The 20,494-nt window shown below is 43.2% G+C and carries 17 protein-coding genes and 1 tRNA gene; 11 read left to right on the top strand and 7 right to left on the bottom strand.

Annotation, left to right across the window (positions count from 1 at the left end; translation table 11 throughout):
• Positions 1 to 8: 8 nt before the first annotated feature.
• Positions 9 to 1,094 (bottom strand): cytochrome c oxidase subunit II, encoded by a 1,086-nt coding sequence (locus tag V7K53_RS30465; RefSeq protein ID WP_335201213.1) that lies wholly within the window; start codon positions 1,092 to 1,094, stop codon positions 9 to 11.
• A 404-nt stretch (positions 1,095 to 1,498) separates the two neighbouring features.
• Between V7K53_RS30465 and V7K53_RS30460 the strand changes: the two genes are divergently transcribed.
• The 3 genes from V7K53_RS30460 to V7K53_RS30450 all read left to right on the top strand — a co-directional run bounded on the left by V7K53_RS30460 (position 1,499) and on the right by V7K53_RS30450 (position 4,088).
• Positions 1,499 to 2,434: a COX15/CtaA family protein gene (locus tag V7K53_RS30460; RefSeq protein ID WP_335201212.1), complete on the top strand. Its 936-nt coding sequence runs from the start codon at positions 1,499 to 1,501 to the stop codon at positions 2,432 to 2,434.
• 322 nt (positions 2,435 to 2,756) lie between these two features.
• A complete protein-coding gene (locus tag V7K53_RS30455) occupies positions 2,757 to 3,710 on the top strand; it encodes a heme o synthase (protein ID WP_335201211.1) in 954 nt (317 codons plus the stop codon).
• Positions 3,711 to 3,875: 165 nt separating this feature from the next.
• Positions 3,876 to 4,088, top strand: coding sequence for a type II toxin-antitoxin system HicB family antitoxin (locus V7K53_RS30450; protein WP_335201210.1), 213 nt, complete (start codon positions 3,876 to 3,878; stop codon positions 4,086 to 4,088).
• 75 nt (positions 4,089 to 4,163) lie between these two features.
• Here the strand turns inward: V7K53_RS30450 and V7K53_RS30445 are convergent, their stop codons facing one another.
• Positions 4,164 to 5,252: a pentapeptide repeat-containing protein gene (locus V7K53_RS30445; RefSeq protein ID WP_335201209.1), complete on the bottom strand. Its 1,089-nt coding sequence runs from the start codon at positions 5,250 to 5,252 to the stop codon at positions 4,164 to 4,166.
• Positions 5,253 to 5,474: 222 nt separating this feature from the next.
• Between V7K53_RS30445 and V7K53_RS30440 the strand changes: the two genes are divergently transcribed.
• The 4 genes from V7K53_RS30440 (at position 5,475) to dhaL (ending at position 9,347) form a co-directional block, all read left to right on the top strand.
• Positions 5,475 to 6,236, top strand: a complete 762-nt coding sequence (locus V7K53_RS30440) for a 3'-5' exonuclease (protein WP_335201208.1) — start codon at positions 5,475 to 5,477, stop codon at positions 6,234 to 6,236.
• A gap of 223 nt (positions 6,237 to 6,459) precedes the next feature.
• Complete coding sequence (locus V7K53_RS30435) at positions 6,460 to 7,335, top strand: MBL fold metallo-hydrolase (protein ID WP_335201207.1); 876 nt, start codon at positions 6,460 to 6,462, stop codon at positions 7,333 to 7,335.
• Positions 7,336 to 7,538: 203 nt separating this feature from the next.
• Complete coding sequence (gene dhaK / locus V7K53_RS30430) at positions 7,539 to 8,615, top strand: dihydroxyacetone kinase subunit DhaK (protein WP_335201206.1); 1,077 nt, start codon at positions 7,539 to 7,541, stop codon at positions 8,613 to 8,615.
• Positions 8,616 to 8,717: 102 nt separating this feature from the next.
• A complete protein-coding gene (dhaL, locus tag V7K53_RS30425; protein ID WP_335201204.1) occupies positions 8,718 to 9,347 on the top strand; it encodes a dihydroxyacetone kinase subunit DhaL in 630 nt (209 codons plus the stop codon).
• 10 nt (positions 9,348 to 9,357) lie between these two features.
• On the opposite strand, the gene V7K53_RS30420 is transcribed toward dhaL, so the two are convergent.
• The gene (locus V7K53_RS30420; protein WP_335201203.1) at positions 9,358 to 11,649 is read right to left on the bottom strand and encodes an IMS domain-containing protein; all 2,292 of its coding nucleotides are present in this window, start codon (positions 11,647 to 11,649) and stop codon (positions 9,358 to 9,360) included.
• Positions 11,650 to 12,415: 766 nt separating this feature from the next.
• Between V7K53_RS30420 and pdhA the strand changes: the two genes are divergently transcribed.
• The 4 genes from pdhA (at position 12,416) to fba (ending at position 15,947) form a co-directional block, all read left to right on the top strand.
• Positions 12,416 to 13,450, top strand: coding sequence for a pyruvate dehydrogenase (acetyl-transferring) E1 component subunit alpha (gene pdhA / locus V7K53_RS30415; RefSeq protein ID WP_322670249.1), 1,035 nt, complete (start codon positions 12,416 to 12,418; stop codon positions 13,448 to 13,450).
• Positions 13,451 to 13,538: 88 nt separating this feature from the next.
• Entirely contained in the window at positions 13,539 to 14,408 is an 870-nt protein-coding gene (locus V7K53_RS30410; RefSeq protein ID WP_335201201.1) for an aldose epimerase family protein, read from the top strand.
• A gap of 61 nt (positions 14,409 to 14,469) precedes the next feature.
• A tRNA-Lys gene (locus V7K53_RS30405) sits at positions 14,470 to 14,541 on the top strand.
• 326 nt (positions 14,542 to 14,867) lie between these two features.
• Positions 14,868 to 15,947 carry a class II fructose-bisphosphate aldolase gene (gene fba, locus V7K53_RS30400; protein ID WP_100898838.1) on the top strand — a complete coding sequence of 360 codons (1,080 nt, stop codon included), beginning with the start codon at positions 14,868 to 14,870 and terminating at the stop codon, positions 15,945 to 15,947.
• 191 nt (positions 15,948 to 16,138) lie between these two features.
• Here the strand turns inward: fba and V7K53_RS30395 are convergent, their stop codons facing one another.
• The 4 genes from V7K53_RS30395 to V7K53_RS30380 form a co-directional block, all read right to left on the bottom strand.
• The gene (locus V7K53_RS30395) at positions 16,139 to 16,951 is read right to left on the bottom strand and encodes a carbon-nitrogen hydrolase family protein (RefSeq protein ID WP_335201199.1); all 813 of its coding nucleotides are present in this window, start codon (positions 16,949 to 16,951) and stop codon (positions 16,139 to 16,141) included.
• Positions 16,952 to 17,734: 783 nt separating this feature from the next.
• Positions 17,735 to 18,058 carry a thioredoxin gene (gene trxA, locus V7K53_RS30390; RefSeq protein WP_104909616.1) on the bottom strand — a complete coding sequence of 108 codons (324 nt, stop codon included), beginning with the start codon at positions 18,056 to 18,058 and terminating at the stop codon, positions 17,735 to 17,737.
• A 340-nt stretch (positions 18,059 to 18,398) separates the two neighbouring features.
• Positions 18,399 to 19,562 (bottom strand): GuaB3 family IMP dehydrogenase-related protein, encoded by a 1,164-nt coding sequence (locus V7K53_RS30385; protein ID WP_334717191.1) that lies wholly within the window; start codon positions 19,560 to 19,562, stop codon positions 18,399 to 18,401.
• 149 nt (positions 19,563 to 19,711) lie between these two features.
• Positions 19,712 to 20,242 carry a YdcF family protein gene (locus tag V7K53_RS30380; protein ID WP_099101842.1) on the bottom strand — a complete coding sequence of 177 codons (531 nt, stop codon included), beginning with the start codon at positions 20,240 to 20,242 and terminating at the stop codon, positions 19,712 to 19,714.
• Positions 20,243 to 20,494: the final 252 nt, after the last annotated feature.

Below are 20,494 nucleotides of genomic sequence, written 5' to 3'. Positions count from 1 at the left end.
CATATTGATTAATGGTGAACTTGATGCAGAATTTCTGGTTTAATTCCCATATCCTTGGTGTAAGGAGCAAGAAATTCATTTGGGGATAGATCGGCAGGGTTAACAGCAATGGCTTGATTTAGCGTTTCTTTGCTGGCAACTAGCTGTTCTTGCATCCACTTGTCAAAGGCTTCTTGTGGCTCAACAACTACTGGCGCTCTCATTGCACCGTGATAGGGGCCACAAAGTTCAGCACAGATCAGGGTATAATCTCCTGCTTTTTGGGGGGTGAAGCGAATCTCGCTTTGCCTACCAGGAATCGCATCTTGTTTCAGGCGGAACTCTGGCACCCAGAAGGCATGAATGACATCGTTGGCGGTCATACTGATTTGCACTTCTCGCCCGATGGGGACGTGCATTTCACCTGTAGTTATACCAGTTTCAGGATAAGTGAAAATCCAGGCATATTGTAGACCAGTGACGTTGACTTGTAATTCTGCTGGTTTACCTGCTTTATCAGGAGTTCCCCCAATTGTCGGAGCAACACTACCTACACCTGGGGCATTCCGCTTTTGCGGAATTTGGTCAGCATTACGAACTGCTGCGGTAGCTGGGTCTTGCATTGCCTCATCAGATTTTTCTTGATTGAGGTTGGGTTCGGTGCTGGGAGGAGTATCGCTTAAAGTTGCCGCCATCGCACTTCCAGGCATTGCCATTGACTCCTGATTCATCATCGGCGCTTCATGAATAGCATGGGGATCAAAGCCACCGATTTCGTTGTAGACATCAAAGCTGTAAACAGAAATACCGATAACGATAATTGCTGGGATCGCTGTCCAGAGAATTTCTAGAGGTATATTGCCTTCAACTGGTGGACCGTCTTTATTGTCACCTGCACGCTGACGATATCTAAATGCAGAGTAAATTAAAATACCTTCAACGAGCAGAAATATCCCTGTAGAAACGATCATCATCGCGTTGAACAGACCATCCACCAAGACGGCTTCATCAGTGGCGGCTGCTGGCAACAGACCGTGATTTTGACCGTACCAAAAGCTGGCTAGCGTTAGCACGATGCCAATGAGTAATGTCCAGATGGAAGTTGGAATCTTCACGGCTTACTTAATTGAATTTACTATGTTATCTCGAAGCTACTCACTTACTAAGGTAGTCTAGGCTGTCAGACATAGGGGACAAAGGTCTGAAATTTTTATTAATTTCTTTGGCTATTTTAGTAATTTTGAGTATGAGTTTACTATCATACAACGCCAAAAATAGATGAAAATCAGTGAAAAAGTTTAAGGAAAAATTTAGAATGCTTAAATTAATTGTGATTAATCCTTTTCTGACATCTTGAAAAATACCTAAAGCTTCAGGTAAAACCTTTCTGGAGTGATTCAAAGTATAAGTGAGTGCTAATCTATAAACCCTTAGCCTATACGCTAGGGTGGAGATAGGACGCTAAAAGAAAATTGAAAATTTTAACAGATCCACCAAGAGCGGGCAGAAGGTATCGTTAATGAGCGAATTTGTCCTACAACAACAAAATGAAGCGGCTCTTCAGCAGCAAAAGCCCAAGGAAATGATTCGTCGCTTGGTGTGGAAAATATGCATAGCCACCTTAATTTTGATGGCAATAGGCAGTGCCACCCGCGTGATGAATGCTGGACTTGCTTGCCCAGACTGGCCCTTATGCTATGGCGAACTGGTGCCAGCCAAGCAAATGAATCTTCAGGTGTTCCTGGAGTGGTTTCACAGATTGGATGCGGCTTTAATTGGTGTAAGCGCGATCGCACTCTTCGGTTTGTCCTGGTGGCATCGTCGTTTCTTACCCAGATGGCTGCCTTGGGCATCAACATTCGCCCTGTTTTTAATTGTCTTCCAAGGCATCTTGGGGGGACTTACCGTTACCGAACTGTTGCGGTTTGATATCGTTACCGCTCATTTAGGAACGGCGCTATTATTTTTTAGCACCCTCCTGATTATCGGCACGGCACTCACTCCCTATCAGGGAACTGGAACCGTTGGTAAGTTGCCTTGGGTCGGTTTAACTGCTGCTGTTCTGGTTTACCTGCAAAGTTTGCTGGGTGCTTTGGTAGGCTCTCGCTGGGCGCTACACCAATGCCTCGGCGGTTCTCAACTTTGTACGGTAATGTACAGCCATATTGCTGGTTTGGTGCCGCCAACAGTGGCAACCTTGGCAATGGTATTTATCTGTTGGCGGACACCAGCGCTACATCCAGCCTTACGGCGACTGGCAAATATAGCTGGTGGGTTGTTAACCTTACAAATCTTGTTGGGATTCGCCACTTTCAAATTACACCTCCAAGTCGAGCCTCTCACAGTCTCTCACCAAGCTATAGGAGCTACTTTGCTGGGTACTTTGGTGGTTTTCACAGTTCTCGCACTGCGTGACTCAGTGAGTGCTGATTCACGGGTGCTGAGTGCTGAGTAGGGAATGGGGCATTGGGGAGGCAGTGCGGTCTTCTCCCAAGGGGAGACGCCAAGGGCGATAGCGCAGCGTTAGCGAGTCCGCGAGCGTCTGGGGTCTTCCCAAATGGAGCAACTGCCGTCATTGAGCATTGGTTTTTCTCCTTCATCTCCCCCTGCTCCCTCATCTCCCCCTGCTCCCCACTCTTCACTAAACGACGAAAGCCGCAACGGCGAGTATTGCGACCCACGCAGGTGCAGAAAATCTGTGTTTTCGTTTGCCTAAAAGAGCCAGCTTGAGCGGGGGCTGCATATAAGTTGTTGAAAAATAAGGAACCAGAGCCAAAATGATTGAGACTAATGTCTCTCGCCACCACGAAACATTTTTACAGGTAATTCAAAGTTACTACCAGCTAACCAAGCCTCGGATTATTCCGTTGCTTTTGATTACCACAGCTGGGAGTATGTGGATTGCTGCTAAGGGAGAAGTAGACCCATTGCTGTTGCTAGTAACTCTGACTGGTGGCACTTTGGCTGCTGCAAGCGCCCAGACGATTAACTGTGTCTATGACCGGGATATTGATTATGACATGGAGCGGACGCGCCATCGTCCGATACCTTCGGGTAAGGTGCAGCCACGCGATGCTCTAATTTTTGCGATCGCACTGGCGACGATTTCCTTCACACTCCTAGCAGTATTTGCCAATTTGTTAGCCGCAGTGCTAGCTTTCTCTGGCATCGTCTTTTATATTTTGGTCTATACCCACTGGCTAAAACGCCACACCACCCAGAATATAGTTGTTGGTGGAGCTGCTGGGGCAATTCCAGCTTTAGTGGGTTGGGCTGCTGTCACAGGCACATTAAGCTGGTCAGCATGGTTAATTTTCGCCATCGTCTTTTTGTGGACACCACCCCATTTCTGGGCTTTAGCTTTGATGATTCGGGACGATTACGCAAAGGTAGGGATACCAATGCTACCTGTGATTGAAGGTGATACGGCAACCGTGAAGCAGATTTGGTACTACACGCTGGTGACAGTATTTGCAACCGTGTTATTGGTTTATCCCTTGGGCGCGAGTGGAATTCTTTATGCTGCGATCGCCCTAAGTCTGGGAGGATTATTTATCCACAAATCTTGGCGGCTGTTGCAAAATCCAGAGGATCGCACTGTCGCTAGAGAGTTGTTTCTCTATTCCATCTCCTACATGATGCTGTTGTGTCTGGGGATGGTAGTTGATAGTCTTCCCGTTACCCATAATCTAATTAATGCAGCGATCGATCAGTTGCATTTTATAGCTTAGGGGATGGAAAATTTAGCGATCGCGTTTGGTAAAGTGGCGCGATCGCATTTTTGGAAATTAAAAATTATACATAATAATTAGAGTTTGGCGGATTTGCGATTAAAAATAAAATTTTAGTTATAACCAAATTGATCAAAAAGCTGAATGAAGTTGTAAAAAATATAAATGTTGACAAATTACATTCGTACAGCAATGCACAAAGCAACCTACGAGTTGCTTGAGGATGGAACTTTCTATAGCGAAATTCCAGAGTGTCCAGGAGTTTGGGCAAACGCTGCAACACTAGAAGCTTGCCGGGAAGATTTGCAAGATGCTCTTGAAGGATGGATTATTTTAGGATTGCGTTTGGGTCATACTCTACCGATACTTGATAGTTAAGTTACTTAATCTTTGTAAGTCTATCAAAAAGAAGTGCGCTGGTTCTCCCAGTACAACCCAATTTAGGCTTAAAAGCTAAAAGTTTTCAAGGAATCTGTCTTCTTCGCTGCTCAAAGATTGATACAATTTGCCATCAGGCATGATTGCTCCCTTCAAGCTAGCACCGTCCAAATTAGCATTGGTTAGATCAGCGCTCCGTAAACTGACACCAGTCAAGTTAGCACCAGTCAAGTTGGCACCAGTCAAGTTAGCACCAGTCAAGTCAGCATCAGTCAAGTCAGCATCAGTCAAGTTAGCATCAGTCAAGTCAGCACCAGTCAAGTCAGCATCAGTCAAGTTGATACATCTCAGATTGCTAGTACTTAGATCAGCTTTTCCTAGTTTGGCTTTACTGAAGTTAGCATTACTCAGATCAGCACTAACTAAACAAGCTGCTTCTAAGTTGGCATCAGCTATATCGGTATCAATCAGTTTTGTCTCACGCAGGTCTGCAAACTTGAGATTCGCTTTCCTGGCTTTGGCATTTGTCAAGTTTGCTCCTCTCAAGTTGACTCTAACCATTTCTGCATTATCTAAATTTGCTTCTTTTAAAACAGTCCTACTTAGGTTTGCCCACCCAAGCTCTGCATTTTGGAGAGAAGCTTGGCTGAGGTCTGCTTCACTCAGTTCCGTACAAAACAGCTTTGCAGACACTAGTTTTGCAAAAAGGAGCTTTGCCTCTCTGAGTGTTGCTTTCTTTAAGTTTACCCCTTCAAGATCGGCTCTTCTCAGGTCAGTCTGATCTAGGTTAGTTTTGCTCAAATCTGCTTGACACAAGCATGCTCCTGTCAGGTTTGCTCCTGTTAAATTTGCTCCTGTCAAGTTTACGTGACTTAGAATAGCCCCGCCTAAATCTACACCAGAAAAATCCCTTTCTCCTGCATCATATTGCTTTATAAGGTCATGCTCTTTCATTCCTTCAGCTTGCATAACAAACAAATCACCCAAGTCACAGCCAAAGTAGTTACACAAAACTTCAGCAGTATTGCAGTCAATTCGATCAAACTCTTCTTTATAAAGTCTGCCAATAGCATTGACGCTAATACCAGTGTTTTTAGCTAATTGGTACTGGGATAAATGCCGTTTTTCCATAAAGTCTTTTAACTTACAGCTAATCTTTCTCATAAATGCTCTTTAAGACTTAATTACGAGGTATACATTAGCTTACACTAGTAAATACTATTATCGCTATCGTATACTACGATAAAAATAATATACCCGCTAGTGTTGACAAAGCAATACGGACAAAGTAACGTGTATATATTCGGCAACAAAATTGCCAAAAAAAATGCCCTCAAGCTTTCAACTTGGTAGGCATGTTTTCAATTATTTATTTCTACTTCTATTATGACCCAAAATTCTTTCGTTTCATCCAATGCTCAGTTTCCTACACCCGATCAGGTTCTAATCCTTGATACAGAAACCACAAACTTAGACGTTAAGACAGGGCAGGTTATAGAGTTAGGAGCTATTTTGTATTCGGTGAAGCACCAAACTACTATTAAACAATATTCAACTCTTCTCCCAGCACAGAGTAATCCGGCAGAGTATATAAACCGGATTAAGCCAGCACCGTTAATGGAAATAACAGAAGAACAAGCGGTTGAAAGTGTGTTGATGATAACTGAGATGGCAAAGAAGGCGCAAGTTATTGTGGCACACAATGCTGAGTTTGATCAGAAGTGGTTTGGTTCTTCAAATAATGGAAAGAGTCTGCTACCTGTTTTGTTGAACTCTAAAAATGAACCACTTCCTTGGGTTTGTACCTGTACTGAATTTGAATGGCCTCGTCAAATCCGATCTGGTCAATCTCTTATTGAATTAGCAGCAGCGCATGATGTTGGTATTTTTGGAAATCATAGGGCATTAACAGACTGTCAATTAATTGCATATCTTTTTGATCGGATGGAGAACCTTAGCGCCATGTTTCAAATGGCGTTAAGACCCAAAGCTTGGTTTAAAGCTCTTGTAACCTATGACAATAGGGAACTTGCAAAAAAGGCAGGTTTTAAATGGATTCCTGAACTTAAGAGTTGGGTGAGGAAAATGGCAGTGGATGATACCAAAGAACTTCCTTTTATGGTAAACCAAATTGAATTTTGTCAGTAATCTAGACGAAGTTCATTTATTTCTGAAATAAAGCGATTGCGCCTATGTTATCCCAGGCGTTGGCTAGAGGTGCGATCAATCTTTAACTTTAAGTCCAGATAGGCTGTCTTTTTTAAGATAGCCGATATCTAACCTTCAGGAGTCTACAGTTTAAGTCAACTTTTGCTAGCGTAGTGATATAAGGTTTATCGCTCCCCAAGCGCCTGGAAGCAAAAGGATTAATATGGCTCATTTAAATCAGCGTCGTCCCCAAAATGTCAACGGCGATTTTTATGTAGATAGTACCTGTATTGATTGTGATACCTGTCGCTGGATGGCTCCTGAAGTATTTTATGATGTTGATGACCAATCGGCTGTTTATCATCAGCCATCGAATGAAGCGGAAAGATTAGCAGCGCTTGAAGCACTTTTAGCATGTCCTACTAGTTCTATTGGCACAGTTGAGAAACCAAAAGATATCAAAGTTGCTCAAGAAAAGTTTCCAATATTAGTAGCGGAAAATGTTTACCACTGCGGCTATCATTCTGAAAAATCTTACGGTGCTGCTAGCTATTTAATTCAACTTCCAGAAGGTAACATTTTGGTGGATTCTCCCCGGTTTACGCCGCCTTTAGTCAAGCGTTTAGAAGAAATGGGGCCAATTCGTTATATGTACCTAACTCATAAGGATGATGTGGCAGATCATCAAAAGTTTGCCGAGCATTTTCAGTGCGATCGCATCCTCCACACTGATGATATTACTGCGGATACTCGCAATGTAGAAATACAGCTAACTGGTTCTGAACCATTTTCTTTGACACCAGATTTCTTAATTATCCCAGTTCCCGGTCACACTAAAGGACAAACTGTTTTACTCTACAAAAATAAGTTTCTATTCACTGGCGATCATCTCGCTTGGTCAGAAAGCTTGCACCAACTGACTGCATTCCACGGTGCCTGCTGGTATTCTTGGTCAGAACAGACTAAATCAATGCGTAACTTGGCTAATTACTCTTTTGAGTGGGTACTACCAGGTCATGGACGAAGGTTTCATTCCGATCGGGAAACCATGCGCCAGCAGATGCACAAGTGTATTCAGTTGATGGAATCTTTGAATTGACATTAAATAACTGACTTTTCACATTATATGGAAAAGCCCAGGAAAAACCTAAGCCCTTAACCCCCTTCCTGACGCGAGAAAGGGGAAATTTCAAAGTCTCTCTCCTTTTAGGAGAGAGATTTAGAGAGAGGTCAGACTATATTGCATACAAACCTGAAGCGCTATAACCTGAGTTTTAGCACCCTTTTAACCAAACACGGATTATGAAAAAGCTGATCAACAAGCCAGAAGACTTTGTGCGCGAAAGTCTAGAAGGTATGGCGGCGGCTCATTCCGATTTAATTAAACTGAACTACGATCCGACTTTTGTCTATCGAGCCAATGCACCTATTCCGGGTAAAGTAGCAATTATTTCAGGTGGTGGCAGTGGACATGAACCAATGCACGCTGGCTTCGTGGGCAAAGGAATGCTGGATGCCGCTTGTCCTGGTGAGGTTTTCACTTCACCAACTCCAGACCAAATGCTAGAAGCAGCAAAGCTTGTAGATGGAGGCTCAGGTATCCTTTATATCGTCAAAAATTACAGTGGCGATGTCATGAACTTTGAGATGGCAACGGAGTTAGCCCGTAGTGAGGGCATTCGATCGCTAAATATTTTGATTGATGACGATGTAGCAGTTAAGGATAGTCTCTATACCCAAGGACGGCGGGGTGTGGGAACAACAATACTAGCGGAAAAAATTTGTGGTGCGGCGGCTGAGGCAGGGTATGATTTGCCACAAGTAGCAAATTTATGTCGTCGGGTAAATCTGAATGGGCGGAGTATGGGAATTGCTCTAACATCTTGTACAGTTCCCGCTAATGGAACACCGACATTTGAATTAAGCGATCGCGAAATTGAATTAGGCATCGGTATACACGGTGAGCCAGGAACAGAACGTACAGCCCTCAAATCAGTAGATGAGATTACCGAAATATTGACGCGATCGCTCCTTGAAGATGCAGCATACAGCCGCATGCTACGCGAGTGGGATGAAGATAAAGAACAATGGGCAGATGTAGAGCTAACAAATCTCCCATTTGCCAAAGGCGATCGCTTATTAGCTTTCGTCAATAGTATGGGTGGAACTCCGATTTCCGAACTGTATATTGTTTACCGTAAACTCGCCCAAATCTGCGAGCAGCAAGGATTGCAAATTGTGCGAAACTTGATAGGGCCTTACATCACATCTCTAGAAATGCAAGGTTGCTCCATTACCCTGCTGAAATTAGATGACGAGATGATCCGGCTTTGGGATGCACCAGTCAAAACACCAAGTTGGCGCTGGGGAATTTCATAATTACGAACTTTTACTGAGCTTGTCCTGAGCTTGTCCTGAGCGTAGCCGAAGGGCGTAGTCGAAGTGCAGCCTCTGGTAGAGAAGTATTACGAATTACGAATTATGTTGAGTCAGTCGCAGATATTACAGTGGTTGCAGGCTTATGCAACCGAGATAGAACAGAATAAAGCCTATTTGACAGAATTAGATGCTGCGATCGGAGATGCTGACCACGGGATCAATATGGATCGCGGCTTCAAAAAGGTAAGCGCTCAGTTACCAACTCTTACAGACAAGGACATCAGCAGCATTCTTAAAGCTGTGAGTATGACCTTGATTTCTTCCATTGGCGGTGCTAGTGGTCCTCTTTATGGCACCTGGTTTTTACGAGCCAGTACAGCAGTAGTTGGTAAGCAAGAATTAACAGAACAAGATGTTTTAGGACTACTCCAAGCAGGTTTAGACGGCGTGGTGCAACGTGGCAAAGCGCAACTAGGAGACAAAACGATGGTGGATGTGCTATCTCCGGCTGTAGCCGCTTTTGGGCAAGCTGTAGGAGAAAGTAAAGGAACGCTGGAAGCTATGCAAGAGGCTGTAGCAGCAGCCCAAAAAGGGTTGCAGGAAACTATACCAATGCAAGCGAAAAAGGGACGGGCTAGCTACCTGGGAGAACGAAGTATCGGACATCCAGATCCAGGAGGGACTTCTGCTTATTTGATGTTGAAAAGTTTGTTAGTAGTATTGGAAACCTAAACATTACAACTTATCTAATTATCTGATTCACAACAGATGCATCCTGAATACGCCATTTACCTCGTTGTCGAATTAAATCATACCGAACTCGCAAATTGTCATTAGAAGAGTTTTTAAACTGACCATTTTCATATAACTGCGTCGCTTCTTTCACCGTAGCTACCACTGCGGCACGATCTGCGAATAAATCAATTTTCTCTACAGATTCTACCTTTACGCTATGCTCGTACTTGCGGTAGCGGTTGTCAGACCTAGCCTGTTGAGCGATCGCCCGCCATTGAGACAAAGCTGAACCAGTTAGAATCTGCTCTAAATTATTAATCTCATGATTCGGCCCTAAAGCTTCGGCTTTAGTAGATAGCCAAGTGCGAATGATTTGCTCTGCCGCTGCATCTGTTAAAGAGCCATCTAGTCCTTGTGGTGGACTATTTGGAGGGGGAATAGATATTGGTGGTTGATTTATTTGTACAAACAACTGTGAAGGAGGTGCTGATCTTGTTGGAAAAAACAGATTTTTTAACCATCCAAAAGTTGTTGTGGCTAACACCCAGAAAACTAAAATACTCACTAAAGAAATAAACACTCTCCATACCAGCCGTGTTTTCCCTTCAATGGTGTTAGCAAAAGTTCGCCGCCGCCGAGGACGCCGAGAATGGGGACGATTATCCGATACACGCTCCCGGATATTAGATGGAGTAGGTTTTCTCCGCCGACGCTTTTGGTTATGAGCAGGTGTAGCACTTTTAGCTGAACCGTTCAAATTCTGATTAGTGCCTCTGCTCGTTCGTTCAGCAGCAGGAACCTCTGATTTTACACTTCCAGATGAATTCCACATCGGTGGTGAGAAGTTTAAATGTTCTGGTGTTTCTGGTAAATCTAGGTCAGGTGTTCTGCTGTGGTTAAATTGCTTTGGAGTCCTAGTCGAATTTTTAGGGAAAGGCGAATTATTTATCTGCGGCTGGGGAAAATTTTGGGGGTTAATTACAGCCCACTCATTTGTTGTTTCTGCATCCGTTGGCAGTGCTTCTAAATAAGCTTGTACCTGTTGGTTAGCAAAGTAATCTTTTAAAAAAGCTTGCTGGTTTGCTAAATCCCGAAAATGGGGAAATACTTCGTGTTGCAACCACTGTTCTGCATATAGACACAGCCCTGGTAATAAATCAGGAGAGTCTTGAGATTTTTCTCTAATAAAAGCTAAAGCTTCGTACTCCTGACTAAGTTCTAAAACTCGAGTTGCTTCTTCAGTTTGTCCCAAAAGTAAAGCACATAATGACTGTTCTAAATGTACATCTTGACGCTTACCCAGACGTATGAGCATTTGCCTTGCTTGACGGATTAAAGCCGGTTGCCGTTGAGCAAATCCCCGCGCTATCAAGGCATAAACAGCTAAGTAAGTGGCAACAGCAGAATTACGTTTGCTTTGGGCTTCAAATAACTTATGCTGTTCGGCGACTGTTAAGTGGTTGCGTAACTGCTGAATAAACCGCAGAAAGTCATCTATGTTTAAACCAGAATCATCATTATTCGTGCCATCAATCCCGCCACGATCTTCTAAGAGATTTTGTAATAATTCCAAACCTTGGCTTCGTTCGGCAGTCTTTTCTTGAGGTAGTGCCAACAACTCCAAAATTCGATATGGTCGCAATTTATAAAGATCCGCCTGAATTTCCGCCTGGACACTGGCGAACAACCCTTCGCGTACTAACAGTTCTTGACCAGTTTCTAGAGATATAGCGGCATTTTCATAGTGACCTTGTTGCCACTGTTCGCGACCTAATTCTAGACAAGCAAGGGCGACAGTGAGGACAACATCAGGATGTTCAGCACTTTCGTGTATTTCTTCGTCTGCTAAATTATTGCCCTTTCTTGCACTTGTAGCACTATTTTTATTTACCAGGTACGGACGACCTAGTTTTAATACAAGTTCGTATTCCCCCAACTCTTGCAAAATTAATAAAGCGCCAACTAATTCGTCTTGGCTAATTTCGATGCCCAGGCTTTGGGTATCACTACCCCTTTTGGTGCCTTCTGGACGATTTTCCAGTGCTACTGCGGCAGCAGCAAGGTTATCAGGGTCATAGGCGTGAGCAAGATAAAGCTGATCGTAGGTACTGCGTTGTTTTGGATCTGATAAAACCACGTAAGCTTCTTCTATGAGTTGTTTACGAGAAGAAATTGCTGCCTGAGAATACTCACGTCGTGGCAATTGTACAATGCGATCGCTGTATGCCTGTCGCAATTGTTCATCACTTGCCGCTAACGGTAGTCCTAAAATTCGGTAGTAATCTAGCGGAATTCGCACAGCCTACTTCCCCTGCACCGCGATCAACATAATTTACCTAGAGCGTTCCAGGCCGTAAAACCGTGCCATAAAAATGCCGTATAGAATTTACTCTACAAGTGTATATTGCAACAACTTGTTTTGTACCTTCCCGAAATTTTGAGTCACATTTTAGTACTAATTTTTTGCTTTCGCCTAGAAAGCCTCAATTGTTTGTTTTAATTCTTAGTATTTTTGTTTAACACAACTATTATCAGCCTTCGATACCACAAACCACAACTACCGCTTTTGATCGCAGCATAATTGTTGTGGCTGGAAGAATCTATTGATGATTGATTTTTTTGGTACTTTCCCACTAGATAGGTAACAAAAATACCACTATTGGGGATTTACCCTGATAACAGGAGAACGAAATCATATCATAATTTACCTTTAATTACAATTACCTATTTGGATATTATAGATTTTTGCCTCCTTTTTTTTAAATTGTTAATGGATATGCAGAAAGCAGTCTATCTTGATTGCTAGTCTGTGAAGGGGAATAGTGAGGGAGAAAACCGAAAGCGCTAGATATTGCCCTTAGAGTCAAATCCTCACGGGGCATGAGCTGAAAAGTTAAAAATCAAAAATTAAAAATTCAGCTATTCCCTAAGACCCTTTTTTGGTGCATAAATAAAGTTTGATTGTTGGGTCTTACAAACGCTAGCCTGTTAAAAGCTGAGGTGTTATCAGACCAACTTATTTAAGACCGTAACTTTAAGTTGTACAACAGGGATACTCAAAAATAATGGTTCAAGAGCGTACTTTACCCACTTTTAATCCTGCTACTACGCAAATTACTAAGGAAGAAGGGTTACGGTTGTATGAGGATATGGTATTAGGGCGCTTGTTTGAAGACAAGTGTGCTGAAATGTACTACAGAGGCAAAATGTTTGGTTTTGTCCACTTGTACAACGGTCAAGAAGCCGTTTGCAGTGGTGTTGTGCAGTCGATGCGACCGGGTGAAGATTACGTTTGTAGTACCTACCGCGACCACGTTCATGCTCTGAGTGCGGGAGTACCAGCAAGAGAGGTAATGGCAGAATTATTTGGCAAAGCCACAGGTTGCAGCAAAGGGCGCGGTGGTTCCATGCACATGTTTTCTGCCGAACATCGCTTGCTGGGTGGCTATGCTTTTGTGGCTGAGGGAATTCCTGTAGCAGCTGGAGCGGCTTTTCAAAGCAAATACCGCCGCGAAGTGCTGGGAGATAAAAATGCTGACCAAGTGACAGCTTGCTTTTTTGGTGACGGTGCAGCTAATAATGGTCAGTTTTTCGAGACACTAAATATGGCAGCCCTATGGAAACTGCCAATTCTGTTTGTGGTCGAAAATAATAAGTGGGCTATTGGGATGTCTCACGAACGAGCCACTTCCCAGCCAGAGATTTATAAAAAAGCCAGTGTCTTTAACATGGTGGGCGTGGAAGTAGATGGCATGGATGTACTAGCAGTTCGAGCCGTGGCTCAAGAAGCTGTAGCCCGTGCCCGCGCAGGTGAAGGCCCAACATTAATTGAAGCGCTTACCTACCGCTTTCGGGGTCACTCCTTGGCAGACCCAGATGAAATGCGAAGCAAAGCGGAGAAAGAATTTTGGTTCGCCCGCGACCCAATTAAGAAGTTAGCAGCTTATTTGCTGGAGCAAAACCTGGCGGATGAGGGAGAAATCAAAGCAATTGATCGTAAAATTCAGGATGTAATCGACGAAGCCGTTAAATTCGCCGAAAGCAGCCCAGAACCCGACCCCAGCGAGTTATATCGTTTCGTGTTTGCAGAAGACGAGTAACAAAGTTAGGAGTTAGGAGTTAGAAGTTATGAATTTTTAACTCTTAACTCCTAACTCATAACTATCCCTAATCCCAGGACTAAAATTTGTGTTTAGCATTGCAGTTCAACAGCAACAATACAAGACCTATATTCTTTCTGACGAAGCCGTTGGTTCTCAATTGGAAGTCGTACCCGAACGCGGCGGTATCATCACCCGTTGGCGCATTCAAGGGCAAGAAATTTTCTACCTGGATACTGAACGCTTTACTCATTCTGAGTTGAGCGTCAGAGGTGGAAATCCAATTTTGTTTCCTATTTGTGGCAATCTACCAGATAATACTTACACTCATAACGGACAAAAATATACTCTCAAACAACATGGTTTTGCCCGTGAATTGCCGTGGAAAGTAACAGAACAAGAAACTGGAGATAAAGCTAGTCTCACTGTCGTTCTGAATAGCAACGAGCAAACTAAAGCTGTTTATCCTTTTGATTTTCAACTGGCTTTCACCTACGAACTACAAGGTAATACCCTAGAAGTCCGCCAACAGTATAAAAATTTATCATCCACACCAATGCCCTTTTCGGCTGGTTTCCATCCCTACTTTCTATGTGGTGATAAAAATCAGTTAGAGCTGGAAATTCCTTCTAAGCAGTATCAAGACAATCAAACTAAAGAAATTCACTCTTTTGACGGCAATTTTGACTTTAGCCGTGATGAAATTGATTTTGCCTTTGGACAGCTAACAAGTAAATCGGCTACTGCGATAGACCGCAGCCGGAAGTTAAAACTCACCTTGGATTATGATGATTTCTCTACCTACCTGGTATTTTGGACAGTCAAAGGCAAAGAGTTCTACTGTCTAGAACCGTGGAGTGCGACCCGTAACTCTCTCAATACTGGCGATAACCTGACTGTGTTAGCACCAGGAGCTAGCCACACAGCATCTGTAAGGTTGACGGCTAATTTTTTCTAAACCTCTTTACAAATCTACAGATGTATATGCTATGATTGCAAAGTTGCGAAATGCAGCGAAAGGGTCGCTAACTCAACGGTAGAGTACTCGGCTTTTAACCGATTAGTTCCGGGTTCGAATCCCGGGCGACCCATATAAAAGTTTATTAAATAATGTAAAGAGGCGATCGCTCTTCTTTGTAATTTTAGTAAAGAGCATTTTGAATACTGGGCTACCAAAGCTACTAGTTGTAGGGTAGCTAAATGTACAGCAGTAGAGAGCAAGTATAGGACATAGTACAGCAGTAGGGAGCGAGTATAGGACTTTTTTATAGTAACTATGGCGTAAAGTTTTTCAACATATATACACCACACTAGTTATAATTTCCTATAAGTAAGTTGAAAAAACTCTTAAGATTTAGCGTAATGATTACGCTTCTCTCAGACCGACTAGCTGACAACCACATTAGGAGGACTATCTATGGCGCTTGTACCACTGCGGCTGCTGTTGGATCACGCAGCTGAAAACGGTTACGGCATCCCAGCTTTCAACGTTAACAATTTGGAGCAGATTCAGGCAATCCTGAAAGCTGCTGTCGAGACAGATAGCCCCGTAATTTTACAAGCTTCACGCGGCGCTCGTAATTATGCAGGAGAAAACTTCCTTCGCCACCTGATTTTGGCAGCGGTAGAAACCTATCCTCACATTCCCATTGTCATGCACCAAGATCATGGTAATGCCCCTGCTACTTGCTACTCAGCAATTAAGAACAACTTCACCAGCGTGATGATGGATGGTTCTTTAGAAGCTGATGCAAAAACTCCCGCTAGCTTCGAGTACAACGTTAACGTTACCCGCGAAGTTGTAAACGTAGCTCATGCTTTGGGTGTCAGCGTTGAAGGTGAACTCGGTTGTTTGGGTTCTCTAGAAACTGGTGCTGGCGAAGCTGAAGATGGTCACGGGTTTGAAGGCACACTCGACCACTCCCAATTGCTAACCGATCCCGATGAAGCTGTTGACTTCGTAGAAGCAACCCAAGTAGATGCTTTGGCTGTTGCCATTGGTACTAGCCACGGTGCTTACAAGTTTACCCGTAAGCCGACTGGTGAAATTTTGGCCATCAGCCGCATTGAAGAAATTCACCGCCGTCTGCCTAACACCCACTTGGTAATGCACGGTTCTTCTTCTGTACCTGAAGATTTGCTTGCACTGATTAACCAGTATGGTGGTGCAATTCCTGAAACCTACGGTGTACCTGTAGAAGAAATCCAAAAAGGCATCAAGAGTGGTGTACGTAAAGTAAACATTGACACCGACAACCGTTTGGCTATCACTGCTGCTGTACGTGAAGCTTTGGCTAAAAAACCAGAGGAGTTTGACCCCCGTCACTTCCTCAAGCCTTCTATTACATACATGCAGAAGGTTTGTGCTGAACGCTATCAGCAATTTGGTACAGCTGGCAACGCCAGCAAGATTAAGCAAATTTCTTTGGAAGATTTTGCTGCTAAGTATGCTAAAGGTGAACTCAACGTTGTTACCAAGGCAGCTGCTAAAGTTTAATTTTGACAACCAACTAATAAATAGGGGCATAGTCTTGCTATGCTCCTAAAAAACTGAGGATTTGAATGTTGTCAGAAACCGGGTAAACACCCGGTTTTTTGTTGTATTCATAAGGGCTAGGAATGGGGCATTGGTCGATAATCAATAGTTCTTCTTCCCCTGCTCCCCCTGCCTCCTTTGCTCTCTACTCCCTAGAACACCCGATGTTGTAAAGAGGGCATTTGACGGCGAACTTGTTCGAGCCTAGTAGGTTTGATTTCTGCGATCGCAATTCCCGGTTTTTCTCCAGCATCGGCTAAAATCACACCCCAAGGGTCGATAATGACGGCGTGACCGTGTGTTAAACGACGGGCGTAGTTGTTCCCCGTTTGAGCGGGAGCAATGACGTAGGCGGTATTTTCGATGGCTCTGGCTTGTAGTAGTACTTGCCAGTGGTCTTTACCTGTAAAGGCGGTAAAAGCGGCGGGAATAAAGATAACATCGGCTCCCTTCTCTGCCAGATGACGATACAGTTCTGGGAATCGGACATCATAACAAATAGAAAGCCCTAGATTACCGAGCTTTTCTGAGAAATACACGGGGGGTAGTTCAGTACCAGCCACAACAGTGCTGGATTCGCGGTAGGTGTTGCCGTCGGGGACATCAACATCAAATAAGTGTACTTTGTAGTAGCGGGAAAGTTCTTGACCGCTTGGGTCGATAAGTAGAGTGGTGTTATAAACTTTGCCTGTATTGTCTACTGGAACTGGAAAGCTGCCGCCCAAGATGGTAATTTGAAAGCGTTGAGCCATTTTTTTGAGAAATTTTTCACTTTCAAGAGCGATCGCATCACCTTGTGCGAGTTTATCTTTTTCTTCTCCCATATAGGAAAAGTTTTCTGGCAAACCTACCAATTCAGCACCTTGACGCACGGCAAGCTCTATTAATTCTTCTGCCTGTGCCAAATTTTTATGTAAATCCGGCACACTGGTCAATTGAATAGCGGCGGCTAAATAAGACTTCATAGATTCAACAACGAACAGTTGATTTATGGAAGATAGATTATCAAAATATATCGCTACTTCAAAATCTGTGGAACTTAATTAGAAATCCATTAGGGTTCTTTTTCTTTAACAGACTTGTTTTATTGCTGCTCTTAATCTTTCTCTGGGTTCTAGCAAACTGAATAATATTGCGATGAGTTGCGATCAAACCCTGATAAAAGCTGCCTGATATGAATATTTCCGTATGACAGAGTAACTAAATTTATTTATGAGATTGTTATACCAATTCTATAGGACTCCTATTTGATTTGCGAAAAAACTTCAGTACAAATATATTCACTTCTTTTTTGTTCTCTCTTACTTTCCTAAGCAAGTAAGTTCAAGAATTAAATCAGATTCCTATATGTGAGGTTAAGCTTTATTCACGTAGGAATAATTCATCTAGAGACATACTCCTACAGAGAAGCAAGTTATACCAATTTGAAAAAAAGAATTGATATTAATTTTGAATTCTGAGCATACCCTTTCTCTTAAACAAGCTATGCACAGCCTCTGGTAGAGAATCCATGTACGTGACTCAGCTTTTGGGCTTTTTGTTAGGGGCGTTAGCGCTAGAAATTGCTAGTGCGGAAATTAGGCAGTTGTTTTTGAGGTAGAAAACTCCTAAAAATATTCTGGAACTGTATACAAATGTAAACAAGCTTGAGAGACAGGAAATTCGTGCCTCTCAAACTTGTTTATGAAAATTAACTTAAAGTTAGAACAAAATGGATAACTCAAGAGGATTTGATTGCCGATTGAGTTTCAAAGATGCTTTTCGAGAGTGGAAGCTAATGTAGTTTTAGGCACAGCGCCGACCACCATATCCACTTTTTGTCCACCCTTAAAAATCATTAATGTGGGAATGCTGCGGATGCCATACTGACTAGCAACATTAGGATTTTCATCTGTGTTGACTTTTACGACCTTTATTTGACCTTTGTACTGTTCGGAGATTTCATCGACAACAGGAGCTACCATACGGCATGGTCCGCACCAGGGTGCCCAAAAGTCAACTAAAACTGGTACATCGCTGTCGAGTACTTCTTGCTTGAAACTAGAATCGGTAACTTGTGCGGCTGTTGACATGCCTAAAACCTTCGCCAATAATATCTGAACTTGGTGAAAATTCTACCATAGCAAAAACCTCAGCTTGGGAGTGCGAGGATGTACATTTGCAAAGAAGCTCTAGAATTTATTTACAAACATAAGGAACCGCCCGAACAGTAGTCCGGGCGGAGTGTGGTGTGAGGAGTGAACGGAAACATGCGTCTCCGCTATCTCTATTGTAAGCGACATATCGGATTTTTCCAGCAATTGTTTAGGGGCCAGAAAAATTTATTGAAGGATTATTGAGGATTAGGGATTAGGAATTAGGATTAAAATAACTCTTTTCCAGTACCCAGTACCCAGTCCCCAGTCGCAAATTCTATTTCCCCATACCTAATTGTTGAGCTTTTTGGTAAACTTTGCCTTCGGTTAATAAAGAAGGTGCAATCACAACTTCCACCTGCTGCATTTCTTTAATATTTTTCACTCCCAAAGTACCCATGCTGGTCTTTAAGGCTCCTAAAAGATTGTGAGTGCCATCATCTAGTCCTGCTGGGCCAATGAGTATTTGCTCTAGGCTACCAGTGGTGGCAACGCGAATGCGAGTGCCACGGGGTAAGACTGGGCTAGGAGTCGCCATACCCCAATGATAACCTCGTCCAGGGGCTTCTGCGGCTCTAGCAAAGGGGGAGCCAATCATCACACCATCAGCACCACAGGCGATGCATTTGCAAATGTCGCCACCGGTGATTAAACCGCCATCAGCAATAATGGGGATATAGTTGCCAGTTTCGTTATAGTAATCATCTCGTGCTGCGGCACAATCTGCGATCGCAGTTGCCTGTGGCACACCCACACCCAATACCCCACGAGAAGTACAAGCCGCACCAGGCCCAATTCCCACCAGTACCCCAGCTGCCCCAGCTTTCAACAAATTCAACGTGACTTCGTAAGTCACGCAATTCCCCAACACCACAGGGATGGGCATGGAACGACAAAATTCTGCTAAATCGAGTGGTACTAAAGACTCTGGTGACAGATGTGCAGTAGAAACTACCGTAGCTTGGACAAAAAATAAATCTGCCCCAGCTTTTGCCACTGCCTCACCGTATTTACTTGCACCGGCTGGAGTCGCACTCACCGCTGCAATGCCACCTTGTTGTTTAATTTCCTGAATACGTTGTTCTATTAATTCCGGTTTTATTGGTTCGGCATAGAGTTCTTGCATGAGGGCAACAAATTCATCTTTCCCCACAGAGGCAATCCGATCTAATATTGGCTCTGGGTCGGCATAGCGAGTTTGAATACCCTCTAAATTGAGGACACCTAATGCTCCTAACTGTGACAAACGTACAGCCATACGAACATCTACTACGCCATCCATAGCACTAGCAATTATCGGGATTTCTCGCTCAATATTGCCAATACGCCACTTAGTATCTGCCAAACTGGGGTCTAGTGTTCTATTACCAGGGGCTAGAGCAATTTCATCTATTCCGTAAGCTCTGCGAGCTGTTTTTCCCCGCCCAAGTTGAATTTCCACGCTTTAACTTTACTCAAATCTGTTTAAGCTAGGGTATCAAATTGTGGGGAAATTTGGGGTGTTTTTTTCCCGAACCAGATAAGTGACTAGTGACGGTTGTCATTAGTCTTTTGGATTTTGACCGATTAAAAATCCAAAATTAGTTGGATTTACCGTTTATTTTTAGCGGCATCCACACCAGTGTAACCAGTTGCTAACCAAATTATCGCTCTAGCTCCATCACGAACAGATTTTTCGATAGATTCAGGGGGTTTTTCGGAAGGAACTGGCACTGGTTTTAAATAAATACCCCGACTACCTAAAATAATTTCGCCGATGACACAAGCCCGGCGCATGTGGAAGTCTGAAGTAATCAAATAAACGCTCTTAATGCCGCGAGCTTGCAAATCATCTACCAAAGTAGTAAAATTAGTAACTGTATCTACTGCTTCATAATCCAAGTGTAAACGTTGAGGATCAACACCAGCTTTGGTAAACACTCTTTGGGTGAATGTACGTGGACTGCCACCTGTAATCCAAATGGGTATATTTGGATGCTCCCGAACGAATTTTGCTGTAAATTTTTCTCGCTCTAAATGTCTCGTTGAACCACCTAACACTACAACTGCTTGCGGCTGCACAAATTGGTTTTGTACTTCTTTGTATCCCCACCACATAAATATTGGTAGGACAAAAGCCATAAAACGAAAAGATTTATTTGTAAAGAGTAGCTTATTCAAGGCTCAATAACTTAATTTACTTAGTACACAATTTTCTCTGGCTATAAGAAAAAACAATTGATAGTAGAGTAGCAAACTTCCAAAGAATTTGCCCAAATTCTGCCCAAATATAAATTTGGTTGGTTTTCGTGTAGCAGCGCGATTAAACGTGCCTGGAGTTTTTCCTCTAATTGATGGATTATCCTAACCGATATCGGACGATTCATCAAAGGG

It is taken from the genome of Nostoc sp. (assembly GCF_036917355.1).
Classification (GTDB): Bacteria; Cyanobacteriota; Cyanobacteriia; order Cyanobacteriales; family Nostocaceae; genus Nostoc.
The sequence above is the reverse complement of the archived record's forward strand: the minus strand, read 5'-3'. Positions and strand labels throughout refer to the sequence as shown.

Coding starts and splice junctions, on each gene's coding strand:
- V7K53_RS30460 (WP_335201212.1), top strand. CDS start 1,499: ATGAGCGAATTTGTCCTACAACAACAAAATGAAGCGGCTCTTCAGCAG.
- V7K53_RS30455 (WP_335201211.1), top strand. CDS start 2,757: ATGATTGAGACTAATGTCTCTCGCCACCACGAAACATTTTTACAGGTA.
- V7K53_RS30450 (WP_335201210.1), top strand. CDS start 3,876: ATGTTGACAAATTACATTCGTACAGCAATGCACAAAGCAACCTACGAG.
- V7K53_RS30445 (WP_335201209.1), bottom strand. CDS start 5,252: ATGAGAAAGATTAGCTGTAAGTTAAAAGACTTTATGGAAAAACGGCAT.
- V7K53_RS30440 (WP_335201208.1), top strand. CDS start 5,475: ATGACCCAAAATTCTTTCGTTTCATCCAATGCTCAGTTTCCTACACCC.
- V7K53_RS30435 (WP_335201207.1), top strand. CDS start 6,460: ATGGCTCATTTAAATCAGCGTCGTCCCCAAAATGTCAACGGCGATTTT.
- dhaK (WP_335201206.1), top strand. CDS start 7,539: ATGAAAAAGCTGATCAACAAGCCAGAAGACTTTGTGCGCGAAAGTCTA.
- dhaL (WP_335201204.1), top strand. CDS start 8,718: ATGTTGAGTCAGTCGCAGATATTACAGTGGTTGCAGGCTTATGCAACC.
- pdhA (WP_322670249.1), top strand. CDS start 12,416: ATGGTTCAAGAGCGTACTTTACCCACTTTTAATCCTGCTACTACGCAA.
- fba (WP_100898838.1), top strand. CDS start 14,868: ATGGCGCTTGTACCACTGCGGCTGCTGTTGGATCACGCAGCTGAAAAC.
- V7K53_RS30395 (WP_335201199.1), bottom strand. CDS start 16,951: ATGAAGTCTTATTTAGCCGCCGCTATTCAATTGACCAGTGTGCCGGAT.
- trxA (WP_104909616.1), bottom strand. CDS start 18,058: ATGTCAACAGCCGCACAAGTTACCGATTCTAGTTTCAAGCAAGAAGTA.
- V7K53_RS30380 (WP_099101842.1), bottom strand. CDS start 20,242: ATGGCTTTTGTCCTACCAATATTTATGTGGTGGGGATACAAAGAAGTA.